Raw genomic sequence first — 16,063 nt, forward strand, 5'->3', positions numbered from 1 at the left:
ATGATCGATGCATCGCTGTTTCCGCGGCGCGCTTGCCGCGTGAGCGGGAGTTCGGTCCATGACGGCAGGGCGCGACTACGAGATCTTCGAGGCCGGGGACGTCACGCTCCGGTCCGGGGCCGTCTTCCCCTCGCTCAAGCTTGCCTACAAGACCTACGGCACGCTCAGTCCGGACAAGGACAATGTCGTTCTCTATCCGACCTCGTTCAGCGCGCAGCACACCGACACCGAGTGGCTGATCGGCCCCGACGGCGTGCTCGATCCAACACGCTGCTTCATCATCATCCCGAATCTGTTCGGTAACGGCTTGTCGTCTTCGCCGTCGAATTCCGCCGCGCCGTTCCCGGTCGTGACCTATCACGATTCCATCGCGGTCCAGCACCGGCTGCTCGCCGAGCGGTTCGGCATCTCGAAGCTGGCCCTGGTCTATGGCTGGTCGATGGGCGGCATGCAGGCCTATCACTGGGCGGTGCTGCATCCCGACATGGTCGAGCGGGCGGCCGTCGTCTGCGGCAGTGCCCGCTGCGCGCCCTATAATTACGTCTTCCTGGAAAGCGTTAAGGCCGCGCTGACCGCCGATCCCGCCTTCCGCGACGGCCGCTTCGCCGAGAAGCCCGTCGCAGGCTATCGCGCCATGGGGCGCGTCTACGCGGGTTGGGCGATGTCGCACGGTTTCTATCGCGACGAGATCTGGCGCGAAGCAGGCTTCACCTCGCTGGACGACTATCTCGTCCGCACCTGGGACGCGGCGTTTGCCCGGCGCGATGCCAACGATCTCCTGGCGCAGATCGGCATCTGGCAGAACGGCGACGTCAGCCGCTGCACCGCATTCGACGGAGATTTCGATCGCGCGCTCGGTGCGATCAAGGCGCACATGCTGCTGATGCCGGGCGCGACCGATCGCTATTTCGACGTCAGCGACAACCAGGGCGAACTCGGCCGGCTGGTCAACGCGAAATCGGCCGTGCTGCATCCGATCCCGTCGTTGCACGGCCATCGCGCCGGCAACCCCGTCAACAATCCGCGCGATCAGGCCTTCATCAAGGCGGAGATCGCAGAGCTCCTCAGCAAGTAAGACAGGTTTCCGATCATGAGCGACGCGACCGTTTCAGAGCCCGGCCACCGCCTGAAGCCGCTCACGCCGGCTATGCTGCGTGAATTGTCGGTGCGCTCCAATCTCAGGGGGGCCGCGAAAAGCCTCAGCCATTACGGCCTGGTCGCGCTGGTCGGCGCGTTGGTCTGGAAGGTCGCTTCGACCTGGGGGGTGTTATGGGCGCTGCCGCTGATGGCGGTGCAGGGCTATTTCGTCGCCTTCCTGTTCATGGCGTTGCACGAGACCGCGCACAAGACCGCGTTCAGGAGCCGTGGCCTCAACCTTGCGGTCGGCTATCCCGCGGGCTTCATCATCGGACAACCTTACGAATATTATTGCCTGTTTCACTGGGACCATCACCGCTACACCCAGGATCCAGACAAGGATCCTGAACTCATCGTTGGTGTGAAGCCGACATCGGACACGCAGCTCGCGATCGCCTATAGCGGCCTGCTTCAGGTCGTTGGACGCCTGCGGCTGATGCTCAGCCATGCCGTCACCGGCAAGGTCGTCGTGCCCTGGATTCCCGAGAACAGGCGCGGCATCATCGTTACCGAGGCGCGCGCCTATGCCGCGCTCTATGCGCTGCTGCTCGTGCTGTCGCTATGGTTCTCGTCGGCGCTGCTGCTCTGGGTCTGGATCGTGCCGCTGATCATTGGGCAGTTCTTCCTGCGGCCCTATCTCTACGCCGAGCACACCGGCTGCGAGCGTACCCGCAGCGCATTCCAGAACACCCGCACCACCTACACCGGCGCGGTCGTCAAATGGGTTGCGTGGAACATGCCCTACCATGTCGAGCACCACGCTTATCCCTCGATCCCGTTCCACGCGCTGCCGAAGCTGAACGGGATCGTCGACGGCGAAATCGTCCATCGCGGCCGCGGCTACATCAGGACGACGCGAGAGACCTGGGCCTGGTTTCGCCGGCAGCGGCAGGCAGGGACTTAACTGCGGCTCGCCAAACCGTTGGTGGCAGCCTCAGCAGTGCTTTGCGACATCCGTAGCAGTCCGGTCATCGGTACAAGCTTTTGCGCCTTTCCGATTGGAATCTTTACGCTGCGATAAGCGCGAATTGCGGTCGCCGCGGGCACTCCGATACCTTGCTCTCCATGCGCCCCAAACGCGAAAAAAGTTAGCCAACCGCATCAAGGGCTTGGCGCTGTCGTGGGCCGACGCAGCCGTTGGTTAGCGGCGTGTTGCAAGGTCGTACGCGTTTTAGCTGAAGCTTTTCACGACAAGTCTAGCCATCCCTCATAGCGTCTCTCGCGACGAGACTGGCTCGCCGCAAGCGGTTGAAGACGCAACCTCGGCATTGCAGAAAATATTGGAAACACCGAATTCGCGAGGTCAGGTTTGCTGGCCTCGAACATGGAGATTGCGTGATGCGAGAATTTCCCCGCTAGACAGACAAACCGCTGGGGCGGCTGCTGGTCGTAGACGATGATCTCGTGCAACGGATGATTGTCGGCAAGGTCGGTGCGAAGGCCGGGTATGACTGCTTGGTCGTGCCGTCGCTGGAGCTTGCTGAATCGGCCCTGTCGAGAGAGCCCTTCGATGTGATGACCGTCGATCTTTCGCTCGGTGTGCGCGATGGCATCGAACTGCTCCGGTTTGTCGCCGAGCGGGGTCTCCGCGACATGTCGATTGTGGTCATCAGTGGCTGCGATGGCCGCGTTCTGAAGTCGACCAGGCGCATAGCAGAAGGCTTGGGATTGTCGGTGATCGGCACGCTCGCCAAGCCGCTGGACCTGGAGGAATTGAAGGATCTCTTGCAGTTGCCAAGACGCGAGCGGGCTTCTGCGCAAGTTCGACCGTCGCAGATCGACGTGTCGCCGGAACGCATCGCCGCAGGCATCCGCCAAGGCGAGTTCGTGGTCGAGTTTCAGCCGAAAGTCGAGCTCGCAAGCGGCAGAGTCGTCGGAGCCGAAGCGCTTGCGCGCTGGCGCACGCGTGAATTCGGGATTGTCCCGCCGGCGACTTTCATACCGATTGCCGAGCAATGCGGCCTGATGCCGGAGCTCACCGACGCGATCCTGTCCTCGGCGATGTCGCAGGGGCGCAAGCTGATCGATCGATATCCGGATTTCACGATCGCCGTGAACGTGTCGGGATCCCTGTTGTCCGACCTGGCATTACCGGAACGGATAGAGGAGGTCTTGCGAAGGGAGCAGGTGCCGGCGCATTGCCTGACAATCGAGATTACGGAAACGACCGCGATGGAGAACGTCGATCGAGCTGCGGATATTTTGGTGCGGATGCGCCTCAAGAACATCGGAACTGCCATCGACGACTTTGGAACGGGCTATTCGTCGCTTGCTGCGCTGGCCAGGCTGCCATTCAGTGAGCTCAAGATCGATCGGTCCTTCGTCAATGGCTGCGAAAACGACGAAGACATGATGAAAATCATCGAGACGTCGGTCGGCCTGGGACGCGCTTTCAACATGAAGGTGGTCGCTGAGGGTGTCGAGACCGCGGACTCGCTGGCGCGAATCCGGCGAGCGGGCTGCGACGTCGCTCAAGGCTTCTTCTTCAGCCCGTCCTTGAGGCTCGCCCGTGCCGAAAGCTGGGTGTCGCAACGCAATGAATTTGTGGCGAAACGGACGGCCTGGATGAGCCAGCAATCGCCGGCGATGGCGGATTCTGGTGCGGTTACCGTCCCGGGGAATGGCCATCAACAGATCGATGCTGCCCAGGTTCAATAGAAGGTACGCGCGGGGGTGAAGTCGCGGCAGGAGTTGAAACGCAACCCCGGCCGCGGAGCGATCGGGGTTGCGCCAGCCGATGCCGTGCTCAGTAGATCCCGTACGCGCAGACGTTCACGACGCGGACGCGCAGGCCGTGGCGGGTCTGGACGACGCGCTCCTGATAGCAATTGTTGACGCCGCTGTTGACGTAGACGCCGCCAAAGCCCCAGCCGTGACCCAAATGATGGTGGAAGCCGTGGGCCGACGCGGCGGTGGGCGCGAGAGCGGCAACGCCGAGCGAGCCGGCGGCGATCAGACCAAGTGCAAGCTTACGAAACATTTTCATTCTCCGGTATGGCGCAAAGGGCCGTTGTTGTGTCCCTGCATCTCGGTCGAGCCGAAACGCGGACGCGTTCATGCAGCGAGGCGAGAATCGTGTTTCAGGAGTGTTTCGTCGGTCGCGGCGGGTTGCGCCGCCGTCCTGCTTTCCGCGCCGTCGCCCCGCGATAACGCGCGGCCATCGCTTGCGTCAGCTCCGCCATCTTCTCGCGCAGATCGGCCGGCTCCAGCACTTCGGCCTCGGGCCCGAGCCGCAACAATTCGGCCGCGGCATGCCATGACGTCTTGCCGGTCGGCACTCTGGCTATGCGCCAGCCGTCGGCATCTGCGGTGTCTTCGAGCTGCGTACGCGCTTTGACGTAAGGCTGGCTTAGCGCATCGAGCAGTTTCACGCCGAAGGGCGACAGGCGAACGATCGCGACATTGGGATGCATCTCGGCCTCGAGACGCAGCGTTGCGTCCCGCCAATAGGCTGCGAGATCGAAGCCGGCGGGCCGCTCACAGCGATCGTCGAGCGCGGTGCAGTCGAGCACGCGCGCGACGCGATAGGTCCGCACGCTGCCGTCGACCAGACCTGCGAGATACCAGCTGCCACCTTTCAGCACGAGACCGAGCGGCGCGACGCGGCGCTGCTTTTCGGCGCGCCAGCTCTGGTAGCGGATCTTGATCAGTGTCCCGCGCAGGGTCGCGCCGGCGATGGCGCGCAGATGCTTGGGTTCTTCCGCCTCGCCAAACCAGCCCGGCGCGTCGAGATGAAAACGCTCCTGCATCCGTCCGGCGTCTTCGCGCAGATTGGCGGGCAGGGCGGCCATCAGCTTGTTCTGTGCGGCGATCATCGCCGCATCCAGGCCGAGCGCCGCCGCCGGGCCCGGCAAGCCCGTCAGAAACAGCGCTTCCGCCTCGCTTTGCGACAACCCGTTCAGCCGCACGCGATAACCGTCGAGTAGGCGATAGCCGCCCTCTGCGCCGCGGTCGGCATAGACGGGGACGCCGGACGCCGCGAGCGCGTCGATGTCGCGGTAGATCGTGCGCACCGAGACTTCGCAGGCCTCCGCGAGCTCAGGGGCGGTGACCTGCCCCCTGGCCTGGAGGGTGGTGAGGATCGACAGCATCCGGCTCGCGCGCATGATCCCTTAAACCATACCTGACACAGGATGTCAGGTATGGTCCGCTACAACGCCATCGCCAGCCGGCCAGATGGAGACTCGCCATGACCGATCCGAAGCGCATCACATTGTATTATTCGCCGCAAAGCCGCGCCACCGGCACGCGGGTGCTGCTGGAGGAACTGGGTGCGCCCTATGATCTTCATGTCCTCAACATGAAGGCCGGCGAGCAGCGCCAGCCGGCCTATCTCGCCATCAACCCGCTCGGCAAGGTGCCGGCGATCCGCCACCGCGACGCGCTGGTGGCCGAGCAGGTCGCGATCACCATCTATCTCGCCGATTTATTCCCGGAGGCCGGGCTGACACCCGCGCTGAACGATCCGCTGCGCGGCCCTTATCTGCGCTGGATCGCCTATTACGGCGCCTCGTTCGAGCCGGCCCTGATCGACAAGTTCATGCAGCGCGAGCCGGCGCCGATCACGCAATCGCCCTATGCCGACTATGACACCATGCTCGGCGCGCTCGAGGCGCAGCTGTCGAAGGGGCCGTATCTGCTCGGCGAGCGCATGACGGCCGCGGATGTTCTCTGGGGTGTTGCGTTCAGCTGGACGATGATGTTCGGTATCGTGCCGAAGAAGGAAGTGTTCGTCCGCTATGCCGAACGCATGACCTCGCGGCCGGCGTTCCAGCGCATCAACGCGGCTGACGACGAGATGGCGGCTCAGCATGCTGCGGCTGCTGGTGGAGGGTGAACGATCCAGGGGTTGCAGATGACGAAGCCTATGCACACGACCAACTGCTTCGACACCTTCATCCAGGTTGCTGAAGATTGTCCTGCGCGTACTGGCGAAGAGCCGCCACTGCGCGCGGGAAAGCCGACGGTGGCGTGCCTGCAATACGGGATGATCGCCAAAGCGCCTTACAAGTACACGTCCGACGACGTGATCTTCGCGACGTCTGCGCCGGGACGCGAGCTCGATGGGAAGGCGACGAAAACGGAGAAGCATGCGGCTCGTGAAGCGTTCTTCTCTCGTGGCCAAGCCTGCATGAGGGCGTCGAGCCTGGGCAAGCGCTTCGGCTGGGGCGTTCATGCCGACAAAGAGGGCCGGATCGCGATCTACGCGATCGACAGCAAACGTTACCAGGCGCTCGTCCGCGATCCCAAGCTTACACAGGTGCGTGCGATGCGGTCGAAGCGGGCGTGATCAGAATTTCGGCGGCCGTTTTTCCGCGAACGCCTTGATGCCTTCCTTGATCTCGTCGCCGCGCATGCTGTCGCGGTGACGCTGGTCGGCGGCTTGCTGGTCGAGTTCGCCGCGGGCGAATTCGTTGATCGCGCGCTTCATGCCGCGCATCGCCTGTGGAGCGTTGCCGGCGAGGATGTCGGCGAGCCTGTCGACCTCCTCGTCCAGAAACTCCACCGCCACCATGTCCGTGAGATAGCCGATCCGCAGCATCTCCGGCGCGCTGATCTTTTGCGCGGTCAGGAACAGCTTCTTCGCATTGTCGACGCCGAGCCGCGTCACATAGCGTTTGATGCCGCTGCTGTAATAGTGCAGCCCGAGCCGGGCCGCGGGCATGAACATCTCCGCGGTGTCGACGCCGATGCGGAAGTCGCAGGCGAGCGCGAGATCGGTCGCACCGCCATAGACGCCTCCGTTGAGCCGGCAGATCGTGGGGACGCCGAGATCCTCCAGCCGGTTGACGACCACCTCGAAGGCGGAGCCCGCGCTCTGCTGCTCGTTCGCACTGACCGCCCGCTCGGCAACCGAGTTGAGGTCATAGCCCGCCGAGAAGGCGCGCCCCGTGCCGGTCAGCACCAGCACGCGGATATCGGGATCGGCCTCGACCCGGTCGAACAGTTTGATCAGCTCGCCGAGATCCTCGGCCTGGAGCCGGTTGAGATGTTTGGGACGATTGAGGCGGATGGTGGCGCGTGCACCAATGAGTTCGAGCACGGGGCCGGTGGCTGCGTCGGTGATGTCCGACATTCTTGTCTCCATTTATTTGCTTGTCGCCATCTATCTGTTTTCGAGCGTGCGCCGCTTTGCTTCCGCATCGATGGTCTCGGCGAGATCGGGATGCCGCGCCATCAGCACGCGGAAGTCGACGAGGTCGAGCACAAGAAGCCGCGACACCTTGGTGGTCGAGACATTGGCGCCGCGCAAATTGTTGCCGAGCAAGGCCATCTCGCCGAAGAAGGCACCGTCGCCGAGCTGCACCTTCTTGCCGGGCAGGTCGACCTCGACCTCGCCGGCGGCGATGAAATACATGCAGTCGCCCTGCGCACCCTTGCGGATGATCATGGTGCGCGCCGGCAGCTCCATGGTCCGCAGCATGTGGGTGACATCGGCGATGGCGGCCGGTCCAAGCGCCGCGAAGAACGGCACCTTGCTGACGGATTCCCAGGTCTTGAGGAAGTTGTCGCGCCGGGTCTCCGCGGCAAAGCCGGTCGCCAGGATACCGGTCCAGAGGCCGAACACGCCGAGGCCGGAGATCATCACCAGCGCCGCCACCATGCGGCCCAGCGGCGTCACCGGCACGACGTCGCCATAACCCGTCGTCGTCAGGGTTGCGACGGCCCACCACAGCGCGGCCGGCACGCTGCCGAACGTCTGCGGCTGCACGTCCCGCTCCAGGAAATATTCGGCGACCGAGGCGAGGAAGACCACCATCAGGAAGATCACGAGCACGCTGACCAGCGGCCCCGATTCCAGCACCAGCACCCGGCGAAGCTGCCGCAGGCCGGGAATGCCCGGCACCACCTTCAGCACCCAGAGCACGCTGAGCAGCCACGCCGTCCTGGGCTCGATCCCCAGCATCAGCGCGGCCGGCACGGCCAACGCTCCGACCGCGTCGACCAGCCCGGCGGAGGAGGACATGTAGAGTGCAAGGCGCCCCTGTCGCGCCATATGGCGCAGCCGGACCACCCATTCGAACACGAAGTAGACGAGGCAGGTCCAAAGCAGGGCGTCGACCCAGCGATGCGCCGTCTCATAGGCCGGGTTGACCGTCAGGAGCATCATGGCGAGCACGCCGACGCCGACTGCCACATAGGCCGCCCTGGTCATGTTGCGGCCGGCCGTGGCGGCCGCGAACTGGGCCAGAGCGGAGATCAGCGGCTTGGACATGCGGGAAGGCGGCTCGATTTTGTCTTTGCGGTCCCCGGCTGGAACCTCGGCGCCAAAGTGCCTGCCCGGGCCGAGGCCGTCAACGACGGGCGCGTCCGCCGGACCCCGCGCGCTACTTGAAATGCGGCGGTTCGTCGTAGCCGCGACGGCTGCTGAAGAACAGCAGCACCATCAAGCCAATGCCGACAAGAACGGAAAAACCGGCCCCCAGCGCCAGCGCCACATAGCCTTCCGTCGGGATCGGCTCGCCCTCGACGGCCATCGCGGAATAAGCGAAATAGCCAACTGCCGCCAGCATTCCCAGCAGACAGATGATGAGGAGTGCACGCATGGCGCGGTCTCCGGTTGATCCGGGGACAAACGGTTGTGGACGGGGACGGTTCCCGGACTGGGCCCCGCGGTCGTTCGTAGGGGGATCACACATGACGTCTCGGCGGCGCCTGAGCGAGCGCCTCCTCCTTCGAGACGACCGCTTCGCGGCCTCCTCAAGATGAGGCTCAGCTGCATCCATCTGCGTTCAATGCTGCCGCATACTCATCCCTCATCCTGAGGGCCCGCCGCAGGCGGGCGTCTCGAAGGATGGCCGCAGTCGAGCTTCGATAGGTCAGGCACTCTGAGCTGTCTTCACCACCACGACATTGCTCTCGTCGTGCTGGGGAGGGGCCACATCGTGAACGGCCTTTTCGCCCTCGCCCGCATGGCGTTTGAGGTAGTCGCGGCGCATGCCGATCTCGTCGCGGACGAATTCGTAGCCGAGCTTGAAGGTGTCGAGACCGTCGGTACTGATCGTGCCGTCTCGCAACCCGATGACCGCGCCGCGCAAGATGCCTTCCAGCTCGTCCTGGAGACATTCGAGCTGGTCCAGCGAATGGGCGTGTTCGATCCGCTCGCCGATGTCGAGGATGGCGGTCGAGAGCTCGCTGGCCTTCTCCGGCGCGATCCGGGTGATCTTGGCGTAGATCGCGGCGAAGATCGAGCCGATGACGCTGAGCGCGGCAGCGCCCAGATACATCAGGTCGCTGTACTTATCCATGAACGACTTGGTGTCGTCGTTGATGTAGTCAGCCGCCCCTTGATGCGCCATCACGAAGGCGTCCTTCTCGACGGAGGCGGGCTCGATTCTGCTGGCGAAGCCGCTGTCGAGCCCGAGCGCGGACTTGTTCTCGTAGACGGTGCGCGCGAGCTCCCCCGCCGCCGTCGGCGACATCCTGGATTGGGCGACCAGCAACCATTCGAGCCCGATCGTGTCGAGATCGTCGTCGGGAATTTCCGGCGATGCAGACAGCGTGCCCGCCGTGAGCGTCTCGCTGGAAATGCCGGGGATCTTGCGCGCCAGCGCTTTCGCCTCGTCGATCGCGTTCAGCGTGAAGCCGCCGCGCCGGGCGACCTGCTCATACGCCTTGTCCCGCAACGCCCTCGAGGCGTGGACGATGGCGACGACCGCGCCAAAGCCGCTTGCCGGCGCGAACAGCTTGTCGAGCGTTGCGCCCGGCGGCGCCATCTGGATCTTCACCGCGTCCGCACCGTCGGGAATGTCGAGGATGCCGCGGACGAAGGTGAGCGAGGAGTCGTTGTCGGCGAGGACGGCGACCTTCTTCTTCTTCAGCTCGGCGAGCGACTTGATCTTCTTGTTTCCGGGCCCGAGCAGCAGCACGAGATCGTGCTCGAGGATCGCGAGCGTGCGGGCCCGCAGCGGCACCTTGGCGTCGGTGCGCAGCACCGCGAGGTCGGCCTGCTTGCGATCGAACTGGGCGATCGCCTTGGCGTTGTCGGCGTTGTTGACGATCTTGATCCGGAAGCGCGAGGCGTTGTTCTTCAGGACGGCGGCGAGCTTGGCTGCGAACAGCGCCTCGTCGCTGTTGGGAGCGCCGACGGCAAAGGTCAGCGTCTCCGAATTGTGCACTAGCATGCGGCCGCCCCAGACAGTGGCAAGCGACAACAGCAGGGTCAGCACGACGTAGAGGAAGACCTGCTGCTGGTTGGTCTTGATCACCTTGGGTCGCCGGGGCGGTGGCTCGATCGGCGATGAGGTAGGGCCCTCAGTACTCATGGCAGCACTCTGGCCTTATGCTTCCGGTGGCGGGGGGCTCGCGGATGTGATCGCTGCGGTCGCCCTGAAATTCGTAAACGTCTGAAAAAAGAACGATATTCTCTATCGGCAATGATAGCGCGCAGGCTGCGGAATGCAAATTCCGAGCCGAAGGTAACCTTACTCAACTCGGCCGCGGCGATTGGTCATCCTATCACCAGTTAGCCACAGTTGGCGATTTTCCGGTTCCCCCCGGCTGCATTCCGTCGCGGGAGGTGTCATAAATCGCAAGTCCCGGCGATTTGACCGGTCCAGGAAGAGGTTGCGCTGAACGCTCCAATTCTTCCTGTCACGTCAATGAGGGCGTCAGCCTTGTCGTTTCCACCCCTGTCATCGGCGGCTCCGGTCGAAGCGCTCATTGGTTGGATGTTGCTGCTCACCTTCAAGCACATCATCGCCGATTTCGTTCTCCAGACCGCCTGGATGGCGCACGGCAAGGACCAGAAGCACGGCTGGGCCCTGCCGCTCCTGGTGCACTGCCTGGTTCACCTTGCGGTCGCGCTGCCGCTGATCCTGATCGTGGCGCCGAAATTCTGGTTTGTGGCGTTGATCGACTTCGCGATCCACATCACGATCGACCGCGCCAAGGGCCTCGTTTCGGCCAATTTCGGTGTCGATCTCACGCATCCCTGGTTCTGGACCCTGATCGGTGTCGACCAGGCCCTGCACCATCTGACCGGCTTCGGCCTCTCCATCTTCATGGCGGCGAACTGACCGCTGGCGCGCGTCTGGAGTGGCCGGCGGCCTGCATGGTTCGAGACGGAGCTTCGCGCCTCCTCACCAGGAGGGGGGGGAATCTTTCAGCAGAAATGGACCTCATCCTGAGGGCCCGCCATAGGCGGGCGTCTCGAAGGATGGCCCCGGTCGACTGTCCGCCTAGCCCATTGATTCGCGGCCCACGCGCAACGACCCCCGGGTGACTACCGGGCAGCGTGGTTAACCTTTCATTAGAGAATTGCACTGCATCTTCCCACACGAGGGAGAACTGCAATGTTTTCAAGCCGCGATACCTTTGAAGGCGATTCCTGCCCGGTCCGCGACGAACTCCTTGGCGAGATGTACCGCGCCAGCGAGAGTGGCCTGCCGAGGCTGGTTGAAAGTGTTTCCCCTGACGCGCGCGCCAGGCTGGCGCTGTTCTGCTATCGCCGCAGCCATCTGCACTCGCTGGCGGTCGCGATCGCAGGCAGCTGTAACGAGCGCGACCTGATCGAGAACGGCGGCCGTGTCGGTTCGACGCTCTACGCGCTTGCGCGCGAAGGCGCGGCGAAATCCTCGCCATCGCTGTCCGGTGGCCGCAAGCCGATCACGCTGTCGACCAAGCCGCTCTCGGTGCTCGCACCACTGGACGACGAGATCGACGACGACATCAGCGAAGCCGTCCCGGCCTAAAGCGCGATCGATCGCGCTTTAGCTCTCTATTGGCGAATGATCTCGGCGGAAACCCGCCGCACATTTTTTCGGATCATACGCCGGCCGCGTCTATCACCGGCAGCCCGAATTTCCGTCGCGCCATTGCGCATTCGGCATCGCCCGGCATGCACGTACGGCACACCTCCGGCCGCACTGCGTAGATGCCGCACGCGGTCGCTTGTCCGATCTCTCCCTGCAACGCCGAACAGCGATCGCCTTCGCAGCGCATGCCGGATTGACGGTCGTTGACGAGCGCCTCGGGAATCGCGGCGAGCTCCTCGTCGCTCTCGATCGAGAAGCGCGGCCAGTTCGCCGAATAGCCGCAGCAGGCGCCACAACTCTGGCAACAGCTCGACAGGTCGATGGGGGCGTTCTGGTCCATCGTCACGTGTCCTTCACGTATCCTTGGGCGGGCCCCAGACCAGGCTCTGCCGCCATTTCGCGCGCAGCACGTCGCGCCTTTCAGGATATCTTTCGTCGGGATAGCTCGCATCCACGACGCGGTCGGTGCGGAAGCTGCGGAAATCGCCGCGCAGCTCGCACCAGGCCGCGAGCAGGCGCACGGCTTCGAGATAGCCGATCGAAATCGGCCAGATCATGCGCTCGCTGGCGCGGCCCTGCTCGTCGCGATAGCGCAGCATGATCTTCTTGCCTTCGTGGATCTGGGTGCGGGTGCGCGCCATGTCCAGGCGGTCCGGCTCCCTGTTCCAGCTCGGCCGGGCCCGGCTTGCCGGCTCCAGCACGAAGGGGCGCAGGCGCTCGGGGACAGTGTCGGCGATCTTGGCCATCAAGTCTTCAGCCGCGCGTGCCAGCGCGGGATCGGCATGGCCGGCGACCCATTGCGCGCCCAGCACCGCCGCCTCGATCTCGTCGGGTGTCAGCATCAAAGGCGGCAGGTCAAAACCCTTCTCCAGGATGTAGCCCATGCCGGCTTCACCGCGGATGGGCACGCGCTGGCCGATCAACGTGGCGATGTCGCGATAGATCGTGCGCTTCGAGGTCTCGAGCTCGGCCGCGATGGCGTCCGCCGTCAGCGGCTTACGCGTGCGCCTCAGCACCTGGATGATTTGAAACAGCCGGTCGGCGCGTCTCATGACGGGTCTCTTGTCGGTGGTCTTTTCACAAGGCGGCGCGTGGCTGCTGACAGGATGTTGGCAGCAGGGGAGTTCTATACCGGGTCAACACGTCGACTGAAGAGGATTTGTCCATGATCATTCCAACCCATTTCGGCCCGGCCGCCGCGCTGTGGCGGACCCAGCCTTTACAGGTCCAGCCTTTGCGAGTCCCGGCTTTGCAGGTCCGAGCTTGGTACGCATGGGCGTTCGGCCGCCTCGTATCCCTTGATCTCATGGTCGTCGACCTCCGCCTTGCGCTCGCGACCATGGTGGCTCGCTTCCTGGTCCAGGCCGCGGACGCGCTGGTCCGTCATGTCATGGGCCGCGCCTGGCGAGGGGCCCGTTTCGCAGAAGATATCACGGCTGCTGCCACCATGGTGGCAGCAGCCCGCGGTTAAATTCCCTCAACTCTTTCGGTGGTTTCAGGAGAGCCTTCATGATCACGCTTTACGGCTTTGGCACCGGCTTCGGCCTGCCGGAAATCAGCCCCTTCGTCACCAAGACGGAGGTGCAGCTCAAGATGGCGGGATTGCCCTACCGGAAGGAGCGGGCGATGCCGCCCGCCTCTCCCAAGGGGCAGCTGCCTTTCATCGACGATGGCGGCGAGGCGGTGGCCGATTCCACCTTCATCCGCGCCCATATCGAGCGCCGCTACGGCTTCGATTTCGACGCCGGCCTGTCGCTTGCCGAGCGCGCACAGGCCTGGGCATTCGAGCGCATGATCGAGCATCACGTTTATTTTGCGCTGGTCGGGGCGCGCTGGGTCGATCCGGTCAACTTCGCCAAGGGACCTGCGCATTTCTTCGACGGCGCGCCGGAGCACAATCGCGAGAAGTTGCGCGAGGATGCGCAATTCCGTGTTGCCGAGAACTACCTGCTCTCCGGATTAGGCCGCCACGCGCCGGATGACGACGTCGATCTCGCCGTGCGCTCGCTGTTTGCGCTCTCGGTGCAGCTCGGCGACAAGTCCTATCTGATGGGCAACAAGCCCTGCGGCGTCGATGCTACCGCGTTCGGTGCACTCGCCGGGATCCTGACGCCGTTCTTCGAATCGGCACTGCGCCGGCGCGCCGAAGGATTTCCAAACCTCACCGCTTATGTCGACCGGATGATGGACAGTTACTATCCGGAGTTCGCCTGGACCTCGCTGCGGCAGGCGGCTTGACGACAGCGCGTCCGCAGACTCGGTGCACCTCTCCCGCTTGCGGGAGAGGTCGACACGCTCGCAGAGCGTGGCGGGTGAGGGTTATCTCCTCTGGGGGCTTTGCCCGTAGACCTCAGACAATCCCAATGCGGAGGCACCCTCACCCCAACCCTCTCCCGCAAGCGGGGGAGGGGGCGCAGCGACACCGGAGGTGCGGCTCGCTCTTACAGCCAAAACAAAAAAGCCGGCCCATCGGGCCGGCTCTCGTCGTCTCAATCCTGCCGCTGCGTCTATTTCACCAGCATGTACTTGCCGTTCTTCACCGTGAGCAGGATGCGCGAGCGCTCGTCGAGGCCGTAGCGGTCCTTTTCGGTGAAATTGTAGACGCCCTGGCTAGCCGCGAGCTCCTTCTCCGACAGCAGCGCCTGGCGGATCGCCTCGCGGAATTCCGGCGTACCGGGCTTCGCCGTCTTGAGTGCCGCCGGGATGATACGCTTGAGAATCTCGAACGCATCGTAAGAGTGACCGGCGAACTGGCTGCGGCTGTTCGGGCCGTACTTGGCTTCATAGGCCGAGTTGAGCGCGAGGCCCGGCTTCTTGGTGGCGGCTTCGTCCGGCTGGTCCTCGGGATCCATGACGGGACCAGAGGCCATCAGCACGCCTTCCGCCGCTTTGCCGGCGATGCGGATGAAGTCCATGCTGGCGGCGCCATGGGTCTGGTAGATCAGGCCCTGATAGCCGCGCTCGCGCAGCTCGGTCTGCGGCAGCGCGGCCGCGGTGCCGGAAGCGCCGACCAGAATGGCGTCGGGATTCGCAGCCACGAGCTTCAGCACCTGTCCGGTCACCGACGTGTCGGGGCGAGCGAAGCGCTCTTCGTCGGCGATGGTTATGCCCATCGGCACGCCCTGCGCCTTCAAATCGTTGAACCAGAGGTCGCCGTAGGAGTCGGAATAGCCGATATAGCCGACGGTCTTCACGCCCTTGGCCTTCATGTGATCGTACAGCACCTTGCCCACGATCGGGATCGGCTGCGGCATCGCCACCGACCACTTCATGCGCTCCGGCGTGATCGGGAACGGCGCCAGGCCGAAATGCGGAATGCCGGCTTCGTTGGCGACGTTGGACACCGCGATGGTCGGCGGCGTCAGCGCCGAGCCCATGATGATATCGGCCTTGGATTCGGTCACGAAGCGGCGGGCGTTTGTGGTCGCGGTGGTGGGATCGCCGCCGTCGTCGAGCACGATCACCTTCAGCGGCACGCCGCCGATCTCCTTCGGCACGAACTCCAGCGCATTGCGCTCGGGAATGCCCAGCGCTGCGCCCGGGCCGGTCGTGGTGGTGGTGATGCCGATGGTGACCTCGGCGGTCTGGGCCAGCGCCGGCAGAGCCGGCAGCGCAAGCGCGGCTGCGGTGACGGCGGCGGTCAGGTAAAAGCGTTTCATCTATTCCTCCCTTTATGTGTTTCTTTGAAAGCAGAAATCGGGGGGTAATTCAGCCCCCTCTTTTGGTGATGTGGCGATTTAGCTCCGGGCCTCGCTCCCCGTGAATTTGGCTACCATTTCCGCAGGAAACGGTGCCGATTTCAGTTTGTCGGGGTTAACGGGGTCGCGGCCGACCAGGACACGGGTCTCGAAACCCTCGATCGCCAGCGCCTCGCCCTTGTAGACGCTGTGCTTCACCTCGAAGCTCGAGCGCTTGATGCTCTCGACCTTCGTTTCGATGGTGATCCAGTCGCCATAAGTCGAGGGAATGTAGAACTTGGCGCGCGTGTCGACCATGGGAATGCCGACCAGGCCGTATTTGCGCACCAGGTCCTGTTTGGAGAAGCCGGCGACTTCGAACAGGGTCGAGGTCGAATCGTCGAACATCGCGAAATAGCGCGGATAATAGACGATGTTGGCGGGGTCGCAGTCACCCCACTGGATCTGGACGTCGCGCCGGTTCACGAACAT

At 64.0% G+C, this 16,063-nt stretch carries 19 protein-coding genes; 9 read left to right on the plus strand and 10 right to left on the minus strand.

The window, feature by feature from the left end; genetic code table 11:
- Positions 1 to 58 precede the first annotated feature (58 nt).
- From C7G41_RS06360 to C7G41_RS06370, 3 genes are all read left to right on the plus strand, one after another.
- On the plus strand, positions 59 to 1,075 hold the full coding sequence (locus C7G41_RS06360; RefSeq protein WP_106941762.1) for an alpha/beta fold hydrolase: 1,017 nt from the start codon (positions 59 to 61) through the stop codon (positions 1,073 to 1,075).
- Positions 1,076 to 1,090: 15 nt separating this feature from the next.
- Complete coding sequence (locus C7G41_RS06365; protein ID WP_106941763.1) at positions 1,091 to 2,041, plus strand: fatty acid desaturase; 951 nt, start codon at positions 1,091 to 1,093, stop codon at positions 2,039 to 2,041.
- A gap of 479 nt (positions 2,042 to 2,520) precedes the next feature.
- A complete protein-coding gene (locus tag C7G41_RS06370; protein WP_306768032.1) occupies positions 2,521 to 3,795 on the plus strand; it encodes an EAL domain-containing protein in 1,275 nt (424 codons plus the stop codon).
- A gap of 88 nt (positions 3,796 to 3,883) precedes the next feature.
- Here C7G41_RS06370 and C7G41_RS06375 read toward each other — a convergent pair whose 3' ends face one another.
- Positions 3,884 to 4,117, minus strand: a complete 234-nt coding sequence (locus tag C7G41_RS06375) for a hypothetical protein (RefSeq protein WP_106942176.1) — start codon at positions 4,115 to 4,117, stop codon at positions 3,884 to 3,886.
- Positions 4,118 to 4,217: 100 nt separating this feature from the next.
- Entirely contained in the window at positions 4,218 to 5,243 is a 1,026-nt protein-coding gene (locus tag C7G41_RS06380; protein WP_106941765.1) for a YafY family protein, read from the minus strand.
- A gap of 83 nt (positions 5,244 to 5,326) precedes the next feature.
- On the opposite strand from C7G41_RS06380, the gene C7G41_RS06385 reads away from it, so the two are divergent.
- Together C7G41_RS06385 and C7G41_RS06390 are read left to right on the plus strand one after the other, a co-directional pair.
- Complete coding sequence (locus C7G41_RS06385) at positions 5,327 to 5,974, plus strand: glutathione S-transferase family protein (protein WP_106941766.1); 648 nt, start codon at positions 5,327 to 5,329, stop codon at positions 5,972 to 5,974.
- An 18-nt stretch (positions 5,975 to 5,992) separates the two neighbouring features.
- A complete protein-coding gene (locus tag C7G41_RS06390) occupies positions 5,993 to 6,427 on the plus strand; it encodes a DUF6157 family protein (RefSeq protein WP_199198220.1) in 435 nt (144 codons plus the stop codon).
- Here C7G41_RS06390 and C7G41_RS06395 read toward each other — a convergent pair whose 3' ends face one another.
- From C7G41_RS06395 to C7G41_RS06410, 4 genes are all read right to left on the minus strand, one after another.
- Positions 6,428 to 7,213 carry an enoyl-CoA hydratase/isomerase family protein gene (locus C7G41_RS06395; protein ID WP_106941768.1) on the minus strand — a complete coding sequence of 262 codons (786 nt, stop codon included), beginning with the start codon at positions 7,211 to 7,213 and terminating at the stop codon, positions 6,428 to 6,430. It abuts the gene before it with no gap.
- 30 nt (positions 7,214 to 7,243) lie between these two features.
- Complete coding sequence (locus C7G41_RS06400) at positions 7,244 to 8,353, minus strand: cyclic nucleotide-gated ion channel (protein WP_106941769.1); 1,110 nt, start codon at positions 8,351 to 8,353, stop codon at positions 7,244 to 7,246.
- Between the two features lie 112 nt (positions 8,354 to 8,465).
- Entirely contained in the window at positions 8,466 to 8,684 is a 219-nt protein-coding gene (locus C7G41_RS06405) for a hypothetical protein (protein ID WP_106941770.1), read from the minus strand.
- 273 nt (positions 8,685 to 8,957) lie between these two features.
- Positions 8,958 to 10,403: a TAXI family TRAP transporter solute-binding subunit gene (locus C7G41_RS06410; protein ID WP_106941771.1), complete on the minus strand. Its 1,446-nt coding sequence runs from the start codon at positions 10,401 to 10,403 to the stop codon at positions 8,958 to 8,960.
- A gap of 405 nt (positions 10,404 to 10,808) precedes the next feature.
- Here C7G41_RS06410 and C7G41_RS06415 point away from each other — a divergent pair, with 405 nt between their 5' ends.
- Both C7G41_RS06415 and C7G41_RS06420 read left to right on the plus strand, forming a co-directional pair.
- On the plus strand, positions 10,809 to 11,156 hold the full coding sequence (locus C7G41_RS06415; protein ID WP_199198261.1) for a DUF3307 domain-containing protein: 348 nt from the start codon (positions 10,809 to 10,811) through the stop codon (positions 11,154 to 11,156).
- 276 nt (positions 11,157 to 11,432) lie between these two features.
- Positions 11,433 to 11,831, plus strand: coding sequence for a hypothetical protein (locus tag C7G41_RS06420; RefSeq protein WP_106941773.1), 399 nt, complete (start codon positions 11,433 to 11,435; stop codon positions 11,829 to 11,831).
- Positions 11,832 to 11,904: 73 nt separating this feature from the next.
- Here the strand turns inward: C7G41_RS06420 and C7G41_RS06425 are convergent, their stop codons facing one another.
- Both C7G41_RS06425 and C7G41_RS06430 read right to left on the minus strand, forming a co-directional pair.
- Positions 11,905 to 12,234: a YkgJ family cysteine cluster protein gene (locus C7G41_RS06425; RefSeq protein WP_106941774.1), complete on the minus strand. Its 330-nt coding sequence runs from the start codon at positions 12,232 to 12,234 to the stop codon at positions 11,905 to 11,907.
- Positions 12,235 to 12,247: 13 nt separating this feature from the next.
- Positions 12,248 to 12,946, minus strand: coding sequence for a YafY family protein (locus C7G41_RS06430; RefSeq protein WP_007599649.1), 699 nt, complete (start codon positions 12,944 to 12,946; stop codon positions 12,248 to 12,250).
- A 113-nt stretch (positions 12,947 to 13,059) separates the two neighbouring features.
- Between C7G41_RS06430 and C7G41_RS06435 the strand changes: the two genes are divergently transcribed.
- Positions 13,060 to 13,365: a hypothetical protein gene (locus C7G41_RS06435; protein ID WP_106941775.1), complete on the plus strand. Its 306-nt coding sequence runs from the start codon at positions 13,060 to 13,062 to the stop codon at positions 13,363 to 13,365.
- A 38-nt stretch (positions 13,366 to 13,403) separates the two neighbouring features.
- Positions 13,404 to 14,132, plus strand: a complete 729-nt coding sequence (locus C7G41_RS06440) for a glutathione S-transferase family protein (protein ID WP_106941776.1) — start codon at positions 13,404 to 13,406, stop codon at positions 14,130 to 14,132.
- A gap of 269 nt (positions 14,133 to 14,401) precedes the next feature.
- Here C7G41_RS06440 and C7G41_RS06445 read toward each other — a convergent pair whose 3' ends face one another.
- Together C7G41_RS06445 and C7G41_RS06450 are read right to left on the minus strand one after the other, a co-directional pair.
- Complete coding sequence (locus C7G41_RS06445; protein ID WP_106941777.1) at positions 14,402 to 15,553, minus strand: ABC transporter substrate-binding protein; 1,152 nt, start codon at positions 15,551 to 15,553, stop codon at positions 14,402 to 14,404.
- A 78-nt stretch (positions 15,554 to 15,631) separates the two neighbouring features.
- Positions 15,632 to 16,063 (minus strand): thioesterase family protein, encoded by a 432-nt coding sequence (locus C7G41_RS06450; RefSeq protein ID WP_085351696.1) that lies wholly within the window; start codon positions 16,061 to 16,063, stop codon positions 15,632 to 15,634.

Source organism: Bradyrhizobium sp. MOS002, from assembly GCF_003020115.1.
Taxonomy (GTDB): domain Bacteria; phylum Pseudomonadota; class Alphaproteobacteria; order Rhizobiales; family Xanthobacteraceae; genus Bradyrhizobium.